Annotated in this window: 18 protein-coding genes; 17 read left to right on the top strand and 1 reads right to left on the bottom strand. The window is 40.0% G+C overall.

Translation table 11 applies throughout. From position 1 onward, the window contains the following. The first annotated feature begins 123 nt into the window (after window positions 1–123). The 8 genes from FK004_RS07295 (at window position 124) to FK004_RS07260 (ending at window position 6503) form a co-directional block, all read left to right on the top strand. Complete coding sequence (locus FK004_RS07295) at window positions 124–549, top strand: energy transducer TonB (protein ID WP_108736666.1); 426 nt, start codon at window positions 124–126, stop codon at window positions 547–549. 58 nt (window positions 550–607) lie between these two features. Further along, window positions 608–1159, top strand: a complete 552-nt coding sequence (locus tag FK004_RS07290) for a GNAT family N-acetyltransferase (protein ID WP_108736665.1) — start codon at window positions 608–610, stop codon at window positions 1157–1159. A gap of 73 nt (window positions 1160–1232) precedes the next feature. Continuing rightward, window positions 1233–1862: a CatB-related O-acetyltransferase gene (locus tag FK004_RS07285; RefSeq protein ID WP_108736664.1), complete on the top strand. Its 630-nt coding sequence runs from the start codon at window positions 1233–1235 to the stop codon at window positions 1860–1862. A 129-nt stretch (window positions 1863–1991) separates the two neighbouring features. Beyond that, the gene (locus FK004_RS07280; protein ID WP_108736663.1) at window positions 1992–2477 is read left to right on the top strand and encodes a toxin-antitoxin system YwqK family antitoxin; all 486 of its coding nucleotides are present in this window, start codon (window positions 1992–1994) and stop codon (window positions 2475–2477) included. A gap of 25 nt (window positions 2478–2502) precedes the next feature. Continuing rightward, window positions 2503–2877 (top strand): BlaI/MecI/CopY family transcriptional regulator, encoded by a 375-nt coding sequence (locus FK004_RS07275; protein WP_108736662.1) that lies wholly within the window; start codon window positions 2503–2505, stop codon window positions 2875–2877. After that, complete coding sequence (locus tag FK004_RS07270) at window positions 2874–4616, top strand: M56 family metallopeptidase (RefSeq protein WP_108736661.1); 1743 nt, start codon at window positions 2874–2876, stop codon at window positions 4614–4616. Before FK004_RS07275 ends, FK004_RS07270 begins: the two co-directional genes overlap by 4 nt. A 104-nt stretch (window positions 4617–4720) precedes the next feature. Continuing rightward, window positions 4721–5170: an energy transducer TonB gene (locus tag FK004_RS07265; RefSeq protein WP_108736660.1), complete on the top strand. Its 450-nt coding sequence runs from the start codon at window positions 4721–4723 to the stop codon at window positions 5168–5170. Between the two features lie 232 nt (window positions 5171–5402). After that, window positions 5403–6503: a DUF4407 domain-containing protein gene (locus FK004_RS07260; RefSeq protein ID WP_108736659.1), complete on the top strand. Its 1101-nt coding sequence runs from the start codon at window positions 5403–5405 to the stop codon at window positions 6501–6503. Between the two features lie 620 nt (window positions 6504–7123). Here FK004_RS07260 and FK004_RS07255 read toward each other — a convergent pair. Beyond that, window positions 7124–7897: a S24 family peptidase gene (locus FK004_RS07255; RefSeq protein WP_157956040.1), complete on the bottom strand. Its 774-nt coding sequence runs from the start codon at window positions 7895–7897 to the stop codon at window positions 7124–7126. A gap of 129 nt (window positions 7898–8026) precedes the next feature. On the opposite strand from FK004_RS07255, the gene FK004_RS07250 reads away from it, so the two are divergent. The 9 genes from FK004_RS07250 (at window position 8027) to FK004_RS07210 (ending at window position 14231) form a co-directional block, all read left to right on the top strand. Beyond that, on the top strand, window positions 8027–8245 hold the full coding sequence (locus FK004_RS07250) for a hypothetical protein (RefSeq protein ID WP_108736431.1): 219 nt from the start codon (window positions 8027–8029) through the stop codon (window positions 8243–8245). 12 nt (window positions 8246–8257) lie between these two features. Then, window positions 8258–10282: a kinase gene (locus FK004_RS07245; protein WP_108736432.1), complete on the top strand. Its 2025-nt coding sequence runs from the start codon at window positions 8258–8260 to the stop codon at window positions 10280–10282. A gap of 81 nt (window positions 10283–10363) precedes the next feature. Beyond that, window positions 10364–11209 (top strand): AAA family ATPase, encoded by an 846-nt coding sequence (locus tag FK004_RS07240; RefSeq protein ID WP_108736658.1) that lies wholly within the window; start codon window positions 10364–10366, stop codon window positions 11207–11209. Continuing rightward, window positions 11206–11838 (top strand): ATP-binding protein, encoded by a 633-nt coding sequence (locus tag FK004_RS07235; RefSeq protein ID WP_227871679.1) that lies wholly within the window; start codon window positions 11206–11208, stop codon window positions 11836–11838. The genes FK004_RS07240 and FK004_RS07235 overlap by 4 nt, the downstream gene beginning before the upstream one ends. Before the next feature lie 4 nt (window positions 11839–11842). Further along, a complete protein-coding gene (locus FK004_RS07230; RefSeq protein ID WP_108736434.1) occupies window positions 11843–12214 on the top strand; it encodes a hypothetical protein in 372 nt (123 codons plus the stop codon). Window positions 12215–12357: 143 nt separating this feature from the next. Further along, window positions 12358–12633: a hypothetical protein gene (locus tag FK004_RS07225; protein WP_108736435.1), complete on the top strand. Its 276-nt coding sequence runs from the start codon at window positions 12358–12360 to the stop codon at window positions 12631–12633. Between the two features lie 52 nt (window positions 12634–12685). Next, window positions 12686–13507, top strand: a complete 822-nt coding sequence (locus tag FK004_RS07220; protein ID WP_108736436.1) for a DUF3164 family protein — start codon at window positions 12686–12688, stop codon at window positions 13505–13507. Between the two features lies 1 nt (window position 13508). Further along, the gene (locus FK004_RS07215; protein WP_108736437.1) at window positions 13509–13706 is read left to right on the top strand and encodes a hypothetical protein; all 198 of its coding nucleotides are present in this window, start codon (window positions 13509–13511) and stop codon (window positions 13704–13706) included. Window positions 13707–13799: 93 nt separating this feature from the next. After that, window positions 13800–14231, top strand: a complete 432-nt coding sequence (locus tag FK004_RS07210) for a hypothetical protein (RefSeq protein WP_108736438.1) — start codon at window positions 13800–13802, stop codon at window positions 14229–14231. Window positions 14232–14365: the final 134 nt, after the last annotated feature.

Raw genomic sequence — 14365 nt, 5'->3', positions numbered from 1 at the left:
ATCCGATAGCTCCTCCCCATCGAGCCTGTTCCGGATACTTGCAAAATTCCTGAAGGCCTTTTCCCACAGCCAACGGTTTTCATACTACTATACCATAATTAGTAACCGAAAATAATTCCGTACATGGCTTTTCCTTTTTCTTTATCCCGAAACAGTATTACTCCCGCAGTATTGCTTAGCATCGTACTACTCCTCTGTTGTTGTACCTCCCAAAAATCGGGCATCAAAGCCATACAACCCGAAAAGCTCGAAGCGCTTTCTGCAGGATACGGAACCGGTTTCAAAAACAGTTCGGTAGCTTTTCATGATTATATAACCAGCCATTACCAATTCCCACAAAGGCTGCTTAAAGAACATGGCCATATTGGGATTGTGTTTACTGTTACCCAGGAAGGCAGCCTGATTAATATTGCCATTGTTAAAGGGCTGGAGCAGGCAGGGGAGAAAAAGGAATTGGTACAACTGATTCAAAGTGCGCCCCAATGGGCTCCGGCAATGCAAAATGAAAAGCCTGTTCTGGTCCCCATGTATTACCGAATCAATTATTGATTTAAATTTCTTACCTTAGAATCCCCTTTCCCAATAACATTATAAGACTGCCTTGACCATGCATCCATTCCCAGAGCTCAATACGGAACACCTCATCTTAAATAAATTTGGTTCTTCGGATATTCCCGAATTGCTTGCTATTTTCAAAGATCCTGTCTATGCACAGCGCACCCTTAATATTCCGTATCCCTATACCGAAGCGGATGGAATAGCCTGGTCCAGGCACATCCACGAACAATTCCTTTTGGGTAACCATTATTCTTTCGCCATTCGGCAAAAGGGCGATCCAAAACTAATAGGCAGCATTGCCCTTATGATCAATCAACGTTTTGATCGGGGCGAATTAGGCTATTGGCTTGCTAAGGAATACTGGAATAAAGGATACATGACAGAAGCGACGAAAGCCATAATACAATTTGGTTTTGAAATCCTACAACTGAATAAGATTCTGGCTACGCACCTGACCATTAATCCGGCTTCCGGAGCTGTAATGCTTAAATGTGGTATGGTCTGGGAAGCTGAATTAAAGCAACACACCAAAAAAGGAACCGTATACCACGACCACATACAATACCGTATCCTCAAAAGTGACTATTTGAAAAATAGCTAAAAAACAAATACTGGAAGCAATTTCAAGGCTATAAAAAACATGAAATTGATCTAAAACTCTTAAAACCTATCGTATGAACGGACCCGATAAAGACCTGCAATTCCCACTTCCCCATTATGATCGAATGTGCTTTTTGAAAAATACCATCAAAAATCCTAACATCATCGTGGGAGATTATACCTATTATGATGATTTTGAAAATGTAGCAAACTTTGAACGCAATGTAAAATACCACTTCGACTTTATCGGCGATCAACTGATCATTGGTAAATTCTGTATGATTGCTTCCGGCGTCACCTTTATCATGAATGGCGCCAACCACCTGACGGACGCATTGACAACCTATCCTTTTGCTATTTTCGGAAACGGCTGGGAAGATGCAATGGAAGGAAAATCCTATCCCAAACGGGGCAATATTGTCATCGGAAACGATGTCTGGATTGGTTATAATGCTACAATAATGGCCGGAGTAACCATTGGAGATGGCGCAATAATTGCTACAAACGCTACTGTTGTCAAAGATGTTCCACCCTATACTATTGTAGGCGGGAATCCAGGAATCGAAATCAAAAAAAGATTTTCAGAAGCGCAAATTCAACAACTGCTGGAACTGCAATGGTGGAACTGGAGTATCGAGAAAATAACCAAAAATCGAAAATCCCTTACCGGAAACCAATTGGACCAATTGGATTTAACCGACTAAATCCATACCAATCACAGACTTCAACAACCCTTAATCCACTCCTAACGAGTGGATTATTTTTTTATGGTGTTTTGTTGCAGGATTAATTTTTTATTCTACATTTGTAGAACACAAACTATACTTGTAGACATGAATTACCTGATCCCAATCAACCGCAGTGCTGTTTTTATCCTGATTTTAATGGCGCTTATATGCACTTCCTGTGTCACCAATCGCATGGAAAATAACGAACGGGTTGGGCATTGGATTGAGAAACGAACTGAAGATGGCGTACGGTATGAATCCCATGGTCATTACCACAAGGGAGAGGAGAATCGGAAATGGCGCTATTATGAAAATGGCAGGCTGGTCAAAAAAGAACGCTACCATGGTTCCAGGAGTACACTCACCTATTACCATCCCAACGGACGAAAAAGCAAAAAAGGGGAAACAAAACAAAATGGCCTGCATTGGTCCTACGACGGCGCCTGGAATAATTATGATACCAGTGGCAAACGTACCGGGATTATGACGTATAAAGAAGGAGAATTGATCCGGGAACAGGATGCTGCCGGGCAGGATATTCCCTTAACACCATTGATCGAAATGACATTGCCTGAACTACCTTCTAAATAATACAACAACACGCTAAAATAAAATTATGATGCAGTTATCCGCAACCGAACAACAATTAATGCAGCACCTCTGGAAACTCGAAAAAGCATTTATGAAAGACCTGCTCGAAGCCTATCCTGATCCCAAACCGGCAAATACGACAGTAGCGACACTGCTGAAACGCATGATTGATAAAAAATTTGTTGCCTATAAAGAATATGGAAATTCGAGAGAATACTATCCTTTGGTCAAAAAAACGGATTACTTCTCCAGGCATGTAAACGGTTTGATTAAAAATTTCTTTAATAATTCCGCTTCCCAGTTCGCTTCTTTCTTTACGACCGAAACCAATTTAACAGAGGCAGAACTGAAAGAACTTCAAAAGATTATCGACAGGCAACTCCAAAAAAAGAAAGCATGACAGACTTCCTACTCAAATCTACACTTACCCTGGGGCTATTGCTGTTGCTCTACTCCTTAGTATTGGAAAAAGAAAAAATGCACCGCTTTAATCGCTTTTTCCTGTTAGTTGCGCTTGTATTTTCAATGGGCATTCCATTTATTACTATAACGCAGTATACCGAAACCGTTGAGGCAATGCCCGAGACGAATATACTTCCACTATCAGGAGATATCACTATTGCAGCTAATGAATCCAATTATGCACTGCTTGCAGTGGGCATCATTTATGCATTAGTCACTTTATTGTTTACGATAAGGTTAATCCGTAATTTGTATAAATTTCGACAGAGAATCAGGAAAAACTCAAAAATCTATTACCAGGGAGCCATACTCATTTTACTGGAAGAGAAAATACTGCCTCATACGTTCCTGCAGTATATCTTTATCAACAAACAGGATTATGACAACCGCGATATCGAAGCTGTATTGTATACACATGAACTCACCCATGCCCGGGAACATCACACCTTTGATATTTTGTTTATCGAAATCTTAAAAACTGTTTTTTGGTTCAACCCATTACTCCTGTTGTACAAAAAAGCAATACAACTCAACCATGAATTCCTGGCCGATGATAAGGTGATACAATCGTACGATGACATTCCATACTATCAAAATCTGTTGCTCGAAAAAGCAGCACGGAAACAAAATTATAGCCTCGCCAGTACCCTTACTTTCTCCGTAACTAAAAAAAGACTGCTCATGATGACTAAAAATACCCCGGTGACCCGTCGCCTCTTCAAACAAACGATCGTATTGCCTTTGATGGCTATACTCGTGTTTTTCATCTGTAGCGAAACTGTAGCAAGTCAAAACAGCCTACAGGCAACACCTCAGGAAAACCCGGTTACACTTCCACCGACCAGTGAAGTATATTATGCAGAAACGATCTTTAAAATTAAAAATGCAGACGGTACACTTACAACCAAAAAATATGGGGCGTTAACAACAGCCGAAAAAGCCAGGCTCCCAAAACCACCGCCGCCATTGGTCAAAAAAACTCCTACTGCTGCACAACTTAAGGAATGGCAGGATGCTGCGAAATTTGCCTTATGGATCGATAGTCAAAATACCAGTACCGCAACACTCCAAAAATACAAACCTGAAGACATTGCATTTTATAGCGTAAGCCCGGTGTATAAAAATGCAAGAAGCAAAAAGTTCCCCCAACCCTTTCAGTTGCAACTCTACACTCATAAAGGATTTGAAAAAGCCTTTAGCAATCCGGCAGACCACTATCCAAAAGTCCTTGAATGGACTTTACAACCGGAAACCAAAACAAAAAAAGTAACGGAAAAGGCGCCGGCCAATACTCCGAATAAAGCAATTCCGGAAGCACTCAAAACTACAGTTCGGGATCATGCTTCAAGAGAGGAAGTATATACCGATAATACATTATCCCAGAAACCGGAATTTCCGGGTGGCATTGCACAATTCTATACGTTTGTCCAGCAAAATTTCAAAACACCGGTCGTCGACAAAGACATTACCGGTCGGGTGATCATTACTTTTATAGTCGAAAAAGACGGCAGCCTCTCGCATACGGAAGTCATCCGGGATCTTGGGTATGGAACCGGGGAAGAAGCTATGCGACTGCTCTCTATTTCACCAAAATGGATCCCTGCACAAGCTAATGGAATTCCGGTACGAGTGAGCTACAGCCTGCCAATCATGGTGAACATCAAAGCAAAAACATAGTGTAAATTATTTTAATGCCATACTGAACTGATTGCTTCACGGAATAACCTCCATTGCGATACGATACCTATGCTTTACAATCTTATAAATCAAAAAAAATCGATATGAAAACAACTTTCAAATTACTAAAAAAAATAGCTGCTGCCTTTTGTTGTGCTGCCTGCCTGTTACTCACGTCCGCGCCACTTTCGGCCCAGGGAAAACCCAAAAAACCCAGTATTATGCCTTGGGAAGATACCGTTTACGATCCCGGTGAACTGACAAAAACCCCTGAATTTCCGGGCGGCATCAATGGATTATATTCCTTCGTCGGAAAAACATATAAAGTACCCAAAATGTCTGGTAATATGTCCGAGAAAGTTATGATCCGCTTTATTGTAGAACCAGATGGTACCCTTTCCAATTACGAAATATTGAAGGATCCCGGATACGGCACAGGCGAAGAAGCCATCCGAACGATGAAGTTATCCCCAAAATGGCAACCTGGCGAACTGAATACAAAACCGGTTCGTGTACAATACAGCATGCCAATCCTGATTAAAAATAAAGCCTGAGAAAGCCCCGTCATATCAATAAAATCCGTCTTGTAAAGGGCGGATTTTTTTATGGTGTTCCCTTCGGGCCGGGCACTTCGCTGTATCTTTTGGGACGGATATTCCGTATGCTTCAGCCGCCCAAAAAGGATGCCGCTACGATCCCTAACACAAAAGTTTCCAGTAGCTTATACCATAATCGAAAATTTGGCGTTACTTTTGTACCATCATCATCAATCAAAAATCATCAATCATGTTACAACAATTTTTCATCCTATGTTCAGGAGCTGACAAAAAGCTGCTGGAAGGCTGCTCCGACGGCGAGCAGACCAAATTCGCCGGTATTGGCGCCACTGTATTTTTTACTGCAGTCATGGCATTTATTGCAGCTGCCTATGCCCTCTTTACAGTATTTGACAGCGTATACCCCGCTATTGCATTTGGCCTCGTCTGGGGATTACTCATCTTTAACCTTGACCGGTTTATCGTATCCACCATTCGAAAAAGAGACAGTTTCTGGAGCGAATTCCTTCAGGCTACCCCCCGTATTGCCCTGGCGGTCATCATTGCTATCGTAATTTCAAAACCACTGGAGATTAAGATTTTCCAAAAAGAAATCAATACCGTTTTATTGAAAGAAAAGAATGCTATGGCACTGAACAATAAAAAAGAAGTGGCCAACTATTTCAAATCTGATCTCGATAAAAATAAAGCTTCCACCGACAGCCTAAAATCGGCTATTGCCAAAAAAGAAAAAGAAGTCAATACCCTGTATGAAACCTATATTGCGGAAGCAGAAGGAACCAAAGGCACATTCAAATTAGGGAAAGGGCCAGTTTTTAAAGAGAAGATTGCCAAGCACAACCTGGCCTTACAGGAACTGGATACCCTGCGTAAAAATAATCTGGCGAAGATTGCCGATAATGAAAAGAAAGCAACGGCCTTACAGGCAGACCTGGATAAAAAAGTAACCGAAACCCAGCCTATCATCGATGGATTCGACGGGCTAATGGCGCGAATCAATGCGTTGGACAAATTGCCACGACTCCCTTCACTTTTTATCATGCTCCTCTTTTTAGCTATTGAAACGTCTCCGATTATTGCCAAATTATTATCCCCAAAAGGAGAATATGACTTCAAACAGGAAGATGCCGAAATGGCCATCAAAACCAACTTACAGCAAAACAATTACCAACGCGACCTGCTGCGTAAAACGGATGCCGGAATCTATGATAACGTATATGCCGAGATTGCCGAAGACCGTGAACTCCATAATTATAAAAAGAAAAAAGCCATCGAACTGCTCGAATTGCAGGCTGACAGCTTTTCTGTGAAGCAAAAAGGAGTGATGTAAATAAAATAGGTTCAGGATCCGTAGCACACTGCTACGGATTCACAGAACCCACCAGATCCAAAGGCATCAGTCCCCGGATTAAGGGCTATAAAATGAATTGTACAAAAAGACATTAAATAAAAAAGGTCGAAAAACCCAGTAAAATAAGGACTTGACAATAAAAAAGGTCAAAATCAAAAAAATAATGAATTGTACATATACTACCATATACTACTATTATACTACCATTTAGATTTATAAAAAGGTTCAGTACTGTTTAAATACTACCATTGAGCCAATGTAACCCATGTTAAAACCCCTTAAAACACTGATAAAATAGCGTTTTAAGGGGTTTTAAAGTATATAAGGTCTGTATGTATGGTTTGTTTGTTGATGCCTCTTTACAGAGGCTTTTTTATGCTTTGAAAAGTGGTTTTAAAATGTGAAATATAGAGTTGCGCATTCAGTTGGGCATTCAGTTGGGCATTCAAAAAACACCAATTTAACAGTTTAAAAGATATAGAAAAAGCCTAAAACAGATCATAAATGATGTGTTTTAGGCTTTAAGTACCTACTTATGTACCTACTAAGCATCGACAATGTTTTGTTAAACACCTGTTATTTAGTTTATTAGCATTATATTATTTACTTCTACTCTCTAAAAAATTAACTTTGGCTTCTAAATCGTTAATTCTCTCGTATATATCAGCAGGATTGGAAAGTTCCCAGGTTAATGCCATTTTAAACTCCCATACTTCTAATATTTCACTTGGTGCCATAGCGAAACTGGGGTATTCGCGCCTATTGTCACTTTTACAATATATTGTACCATACTTTGAAATACGGTTCAGACAACGCTTAATAACTATACCTTCATTTTTGGACACAAGTATAAAAACTCGATCGTCCTTTATGTCCTTTATCCAATTTTCTACAAATTGGCCTACCACATAAGCCCCACTGTGTAGGGTTGGGTACATTGAATGTCCATTAACCTGAAACATTCTAAAAACCCCATTCTGAATATTAGGTATTGAATATGTAGGTAAGCTTTGTATAAATTCCGGATCACCAAAACCATTCAAATAACCAGCAGCAGCTTTTACAGGAACCAGTACTATATTTTCCTTTCCACTGTTATCGACGGTCACAATGTTTGGTGTGTGATTATATATTGGCTCAGGTTCTTTTACATGCGATAACGAATTGTCTTTTTTGGAGTATGAAATTATCATACTCCCTTTGCCTGTAATCAACCAATCAATATTAATAACCGGGAACTTTTCATTTAGATTAATTAAATTTTCGACACTTATTTTCTTTCTGTCAGCTTTAATATCACTAATTCCAGCCTTGTTGGTGCCTATATTATCACCAAAATCCTGCAAATTCTTTACTGCTTCAATTTCTTTCAAGTAGTCGTAAGCCTTGAAAAACCTATGTTTTACGTTATCCATATAAAAAAAAGCATGAAAAATTCATATTATTTATATTTAGTATGAATATTTCATACTAAATTTGTCCCGTACAAAAGGACATAAATTATGAGCAAAGAAACACAAAAAAATAACAATTACAATACGGAAATCCTCAACGCCTTAGCATTTAAGTACAGCGTTACTGTAAACTACATTAGAAAATGTTTACGAGGTTCACGAAAAGGTAAAAAGCCGGAAATAATAATATTAGAATATGAAGAGGGTGTCAAACAGTATCAAAAAGGTATGCAACCGATAATATCTAAGTTCATAAATGAAAATTAAAACAACCAAAAAATGTTCGAATACTATAACAACAACATTTTATGCGTACAGGCAGCCTGGCTGATAGAAGAAGGTATATTAACAAAGCCAAATTTTGATAGCCTAATACTAAGGGGGCAAATTAAAAGGCTGCAGCGCGGGGGAAATGGAAGGGTCGCACTGATAGAGTACGAAACGATCCGCTCCGATATAAAAGAAAAGATCATCGCCCTGGCTGGCGATCCAACGGAAAGAGCAAAGCACATACATTTTAGTGACTACCTTAAAACTGATCAAAACGCGGTCGACTTCTTTAACAACTATACGCTTGACAGTAACGACCCACTGCCTGACAAGAGTATAAAAGAGTATATCGCCAACGCCGAAGTACTAAATGCCATTAAAACGATTTTGGAATCGACAATGAGCAAACGAAAGGCATTAGGTTCGAAAGTGAAACCCTGGGAAAAGATCACAACAATTGTACAGGAATTACCTCGCCACACGTGGCCGCATTCTTTGCCAGCAAATGAAAGACGATTGCAGGATCGTTACAAGATTTACAACGCTGAGGGGTATGTGAGCCTGATACATAAAGGATTTTGCAACAAAAACACCGAAAAGCTGGCCGACGTGGCAAAAAGCTGGGTTTTAGCCCGCTGGAGTGATAGAGTAAGGAAATGCGCAAGTTTCGCACAATTACTGAGGGATTACAACGAACATGCTACCGGTTTAGACTGGCCGACGCTAAAAACGGAACTATCCCTGCGGAATTTTCTCCAAGACCCGAAAATAGAAGCCCTTTGGTATGGGTACCGATACGGGGAATTGAAAGCAAAAGAAAAGTACACCTATCAGCATTCAACCAAATTACCAAGTATGCGCGATTCTCTATGGTACTCAGATGGTACAAAGTTGAATTACTACTATTTGGAAAACGGAAAAATGAAAACGTGCCAGGTTTACGAGGTTTTCGACACTTACAGTGAGGTTTTTGTTGGTTACCACATTAGCCAAACAGAAGATTACGAAGCCCAGTATTTTGCCTTTAAAATGGCTTTACAAACGGCAGGCCACAAGCCATACGAAATCAAGTTTGACAACCAGGGCGGCCACGGTAAGTTAGAGGCATCAAGCTTTTTAAGTAAGATTTCAAGAATTACCAATAAAACGCAGCCTTACAACGGTAAGTCTAAAACAATTGAAAACGCGTTCGGAAGATTCCAGGCGGAATACTTGAAAAGAGACTGGTTTTTTACTGGGATGAATATTACCACCAAAAAGCTGGAATCGCGGGCAAATATGGAATTTATCCTGGACAATGTTAAAAACCTTCCATCCCTCGACGAGGTGAAACAAGTGTACAAACAACGCCGGGAACAATGGAACGCTGCGCCGCATCCAAAAACAGGGGTTTCACGATTAGAAATGTATTTAAACAGTCAGAACCCAGCCACGCCGGAAGTTTCCATTTGGGATATGGTAGATATGTTTTGGATCACCAGGGAAAAACCAGTTACAGCCAATGCCTACGGTATTTCGTTCACTGAGAAAAAGATTAAGTACGATTTCATGGTAATGAAAAATAACATGCCTGACCAAGAGTGGTTACACAAAAATATAGATAAAAAGTTCATTGTAAAGTTTGATCCGTCCGATATGACACTAATACACTTATACGAGCAAACGCCTTTAGGCCTTAGACGTGTAGCGGAGGCAGAACCGAAAACGGTCATACATCGAAATGCACAGGAGCAGGAAGACTGGGAAGCAGAATTTACAAGAAAAGTAAATGCCGAAAATAAAGCGATCAGAATTAACACCAGGAACGAAATGGACGAATTACTGGCAGATCATGACCGCCTGGCGGAAGATTACGGACTGCGTAGTCCAGGGCTTAAAGGGATAGAAAGTAGTAGAAAGCAGAAAGCAAAAATAAAACAGGCTTCAAAACCGCAAGAAGAAAATTACGGCATTGGAGATTATCAAAAGAAAATCAGCAATGCCGTTTTTGAAAGTGATGAATCCGATAAAATGGATTACGTATCAATTTATTAATAAAAAACCGGTGTCACCCTGAGAAAGTCCGCCGGAAGATTACCCAACAATTAACACTTAACACTTAAACAATTCAAAAGTATGGAATTTACACAGAAACAACAAATTGTAGAAAGCTTATCAAATTACATCGCCCGTCACGAAAGCCAAAACAAAGCCGCACAATCGCTTAAAAATGTAAGTGCTGCCACTATTTCCCAAATGATGAATAATAATTGGGATTTGATTACCGACGATATGTTTCGCAACGTCGCAGCACAAATCGGATCATCCACCGAATGGGTTTATGTTGAAACCACCGACTACGTTAAAATGACCCTCTGTTTAGAAGATGCGAAAAAACATAGCATGGCAATGGGTATCATCGGGGCAGCTGGTTCCGGAAAATCACAAACGGCAAAACTATTTGCTGCAAAGAATAAAAACGCTTACGTACTATCATGTAACGAGTTTTGGAACCGAAAAACATTTTTAACTGAATTGCTTACAGCGATGGGTTATGATTCCGCCGGGCTTACGGTTGGCGATATGATGGCGGAGGTTGTACGCCGGCTTAAAGCAAAGGACGAGCCAATCGTCGTTTTAGACGAGGCAGACAAACTACCCGATCAGGTGTTATACTTCTTTATTACCCTTTTTAATGCATTAGAAGACCTTTGCGCCCTTGTAATGTGCGCAACGGATCATTTAGAGAAAAGAATTAGAAGAGGGCGCAAATTGAATAAAAAGGGGTATACCGAGATATACAGCCGATTAGGCCGCAAGTTCATTGAGTTAGGCGGGGTTACTTCTACCGACGTATTTAAAATATGTAGTGCTAATGGGATAAGTGATAAGAGCATGGTTAAAGCTGTTGTTGAGGACTGCGAAAATGATTTAAGACGAGTTAAACGAAAAATACACGCTTTTAAAAGACAAATGGCATGAGTACAAGATTAAAGCGCGCGGTTTCAGTAGATGAAATAAAAAAGATGGTTTTTAAGGTGTTGCAACTGAATGCTTTTTGGCAAAAAATATTAGGGTTGCCGGAAGCGTCGGGCGTTTGGATAATATGGGGCAAATCAGGTTCGGGGAAGTCCCGGTTTAATATGATCCTGGCCAAAATGTTAACTGAGTTCGAAAAAGTAGCTTATAACTCCCTGGAAGAGGGCGCACGGTTATCGCTTCAAAAAAACATTAATGACTGTAAAATGATAGAAGTTAAAGAAAAGTTTGTCATACTGGCCAGGGAGCCGATACCGGAACTAAAAGAACGGTTACGAAAAAAGAGGCGGCCGGGTATTGTTTTTATTGATTCGTTACAATACACCGGATTAACCAAAAAGGAATATTTATCCCTAAAAGAAGAGTTTACCGACGTGCTTTTTATTTTCATAAGCCACGCCAACGGTACAGAACCAAAAGGCAGTGTCGCAGAATTTATACGGTATGATGCTGATATTAAAATCAGGGTAGAAGGTTTTAAAGCGTTTCCAATAAGCCGGTATGGCGGTGGTGAACCTTTTGTAATATGGCCGGAAGCGGCTGCGGAATATTGGAACGACTTAACAAATTAGAGCAATGGAAAACGATATTGAATGGTTCCTAAATCAAAAACCGGAACAAAGCGACAAGCCCCTGGAATTATATCACAAATGGTGTTTAAACAATTCGGTCTCTGAAAAACACTTCCAAAAGGTGTTTGCCAGTCCTAAAATATGCCACTGGTTTATGAACGAACTTAAAAAATGTAATGACGAATTTATAATGCTTTATGAGCGTTACGAAAATTTAAGCTTACTCGAAATTGGTGACCTGTATGGTATATGTATCCTAAGAGTGTTTTCAATTTATCCCAAAACACTGTTAGACGCTGAACGCCCAAAGGAATTGCCTATGCCTTTTAAAATAGATGGGATTAGGCGACCGGAAGTTAAACTATGTTATAACTAAATAACTAAGCTATGCGAAAAAACGAAATCAAATTAAAAATAATGTCTTTGGGTTTATGGTTGATTGAAAACCCCGCCAGCCCGAATATGGAATTATCCTACGAGACAAACAAAACCTTGAAAAACTCTTAAAAGAAAACGACAATGAATAAAGAAGAAATACAGGAACGCTTAGTACTACTTTTTATAGTGCTTCAATTCGATACCCAGGAGAAAGCAATATTTACGGCTGGCGAACGAATAATGATTAACCAGGAGCGCGGCCATCTGCTTCATGAATTGGATTACTCCGACGCACCCACAAAACCAGTGTCAGCGGAAATCGAAGAAAAAATAAAAGAGGCTACCCGCTTAACCGGTGTTTACGACTGGGAACCCTTAGTACAAATCGACAAGCTTTACAAAAATGAAATCGAATAACATAAATAATATTACTGTCATAGAACTACAATTAATTTCAAATCAATTACCCATGAACACACAAACAGAAAATGAAGCGTTTGAAACTTTTTTAAAGTCAGCTTCACGCCCCGAATCCTTTAAAACAAATCCCAATTATCCAAATGATACGCTACTGGAAGAAAGGTTATCCCAGATTCACAAATCGGACGTCGACAACTTTAACGAAACCCAAAAAGCAAAAGTGTTACAGCTGTCCGATGATGAATTGAAAGCCGAATTAAATCGTCGTGAATCGGCAAAGGTATCGGCCAGGGAATCGTATAAAGATTTAGTTCAGGACACACTACCCAAAGCATTGTTAAACCTGACCGCTTTATCACAGCTTCTTTCCGAAGCTAAAAGGGATATTTTTAAATACTTCGAAAATATCCTGGAATTAAAAAGCCAGGTATTCGGAATAAAGGAAAAACAGCAAACCCACACCTTTAGCACAGAAATAGGCGAAATTACAATCGGGTACCGTGTAACAGATGGTTGGGACGACACCGCCAGCGCCGGGATTGAAAAGGTATCGAAGTTTATAAATTCTTTGTCAAAAAATGCCGAAACTGCCGCCCTGGTCGATATGGTATTTAACTTACTGAAAAAGGATGCAAAAGGGAATTTGAAAGGCTCCAGGGTGTTGGAGTTGCAAAAGCTGGAAACGAAGTTTAATAACGCTGAGTTTTCCGACGGTGTTAAGATCATCGCAGCCGCTTACAAGCCGGTACGGTCTTGCTGGTTCATTGAGGCCTACACTATCCTGGACGATGGCAAAAAGGTAAATATACCCCTGGCAATGTCCTCAGCTGATTTTCCCGCCGGTTATGAGTTTCAATTTAACAAATCATAACATGTCCGTAAAAATCAAACCAATTACTGACCACGAAGTTTACGAGGTAAACGGGAAGGAAGTTTACAAGGATTCGTATAATAACTGGATCGCCAGGGAATCCCTGACCAGTGCAGAACATAAGGCATTTGCCAACTACAAACGGGGGGTTATTAATAACCCAGCTTTCAAGCCACATAAGCCCGCAACGTACTTATAAGTGCGTAAATAGTAATAAACTCAATTATTACATATAATAGTAATCCCCGGCAAACTTAGCTGGGGATATTTTAAAATTCAAAATAACGAGACAATGACAACAGCAACCAAAGACCAAAAACTGGCTATCCGGCGAAATGTCGGCTACGATATCGGGGTAAAGGAGGAATATGTACAATGGGCTACCAACGACAACGCGAAAACAAGCCTTAACGACCTTTCTTTTGACCAGGCTAACCAAATCCTTATCAAGCAGGGAGAAAAGCCCCACACAGGTGAAAATTGGGCTTATTTCGATGCCTTAAACCCAAAGCATAAAAAAATACTATCGCTGATGCGTGAATTGCAGTGGACGAAACCCCACCCAGTCCACCACGAAGTACCAAATATGCTACTGCTTAGTGATTTTTTAAAAAGTGATAAATCACCGGTTAAAAAGCCTTTAAAAGAAATGATAGACAATGAACTATCCAAGATTATTAAAGCCCTCCAGCGTATTATCCTAACCACGAAATACAAAGTGTAATGGCAACGCAAAAAAAGGTAGGAACCTGGAGTATTCAAAAGAAATGCAACCACGATATCGCATACATAGGAGTTGTGTCCATACAGGCCACATGTGAAACCACAGTTATGGTATGTGAGGACTGCAAAAAAGTA

It is taken from the genome of Flavobacterium kingsejongi (genome assembly GCF_003076475.1).
GTDB classification, from domain to species: domain Bacteria; phylum Bacteroidota; class Bacteroidia; order Flavobacteriales; family Flavobacteriaceae; genus Flavobacterium; species Flavobacterium kingsejongi.
The sequence above is the reverse complement of the archived record's forward strand: the minus strand, read 5'-3'. Positions and strand labels throughout refer to the sequence as shown.

Excerpts from the sequence above, each read along its gene's own strand:
- FK004_RS07225 (WP_108736435.1), top strand. The coding sequence starts at position 12,358 with ATGAATAAAGAAGAAATACAGGAACGCTTAGTACTACTTTTTATAGTG.
- FK004_RS07230 (WP_108736434.1), top strand. The coding sequence starts at position 11,843 with ATGGAAAACGATATTGAATGGTTCCTAAATCAAAAACCGGAACAAAGC.
- FK004_RS07235 (WP_227871679.1), top strand. The coding sequence starts at position 11,206 with ATGAGTACAAGATTAAAGCGCGCGGTTTCAGTAGATGAAATAAAAAAG.
- FK004_RS07220 (WP_108736436.1), top strand. The coding sequence starts at position 12,686 with ATGAACACACAAACAGAAAATGAAGCGTTTGAAACTTTTTTAAAGTCA.
- FK004_RS07240 (WP_108736658.1), top strand. The coding sequence starts at position 10,364 with ATGGAATTTACACAGAAACAACAAATTGTAGAAAGCTTATCAAATTAC.
- FK004_RS07245 (WP_108736432.1), top strand. The coding sequence starts at position 8,258 with ATGTTCGAATACTATAACAACAACATTTTATGCGTACAGGCAGCCTGG.
- FK004_RS07260 (WP_108736659.1), top strand. The coding sequence starts at position 5,403 with ATGTTACAACAATTTTTCATCCTATGTTCAGGAGCTGACAAAAAGCTG.
- FK004_RS07285 (WP_108736664.1), top strand. The coding sequence starts at position 1,233 with ATGAACGGACCCGATAAAGACCTGCAATTCCCACTTCCCCATTATGAT.
- FK004_RS07275 (WP_108736662.1), top strand. The coding sequence starts at position 2,503 with ATGATGCAGTTATCCGCAACCGAACAACAATTAATGCAGCACCTCTGG.
- FK004_RS07280 (WP_108736663.1), top strand. The coding sequence starts at position 1,992 with ATGAATTACCTGATCCCAATCAACCGCAGTGCTGTTTTTATCCTGATT.
- FK004_RS07210 (WP_108736438.1), top strand. The coding sequence starts at position 13,800 with ATGACAACAGCAACCAAAGACCAAAAACTGGCTATCCGGCGAAATGTC.
- FK004_RS07295 (WP_108736666.1), top strand. The coding sequence starts at position 124 with ATGGCTTTTCCTTTTTCTTTATCCCGAAACAGTATTACTCCCGCAGTA.
- FK004_RS07250 (WP_108736431.1), top strand. The coding sequence starts at position 8,027 with ATGAGCAAAGAAACACAAAAAAATAACAATTACAATACGGAAATCCTC.
- FK004_RS07290 (WP_108736665.1), top strand. The coding sequence starts at position 608 with ATGCATCCATTCCCAGAGCTCAATACGGAACACCTCATCTTAAATAAA.
- FK004_RS07270 (WP_108736661.1), top strand. The coding sequence starts at position 2,874 with ATGACAGACTTCCTACTCAAATCTACACTTACCCTGGGGCTATTGCTG.
- FK004_RS07215 (WP_108736437.1), top strand. The coding sequence starts at position 13,509 with ATGTCCGTAAAAATCAAACCAATTACTGACCACGAAGTTTACGAGGTA.
- FK004_RS07265 (WP_108736660.1), top strand. The coding sequence starts at position 4,721 with ATGAAAACAACTTTCAAATTACTAAAAAAAATAGCTGCTGCCTTTTGT.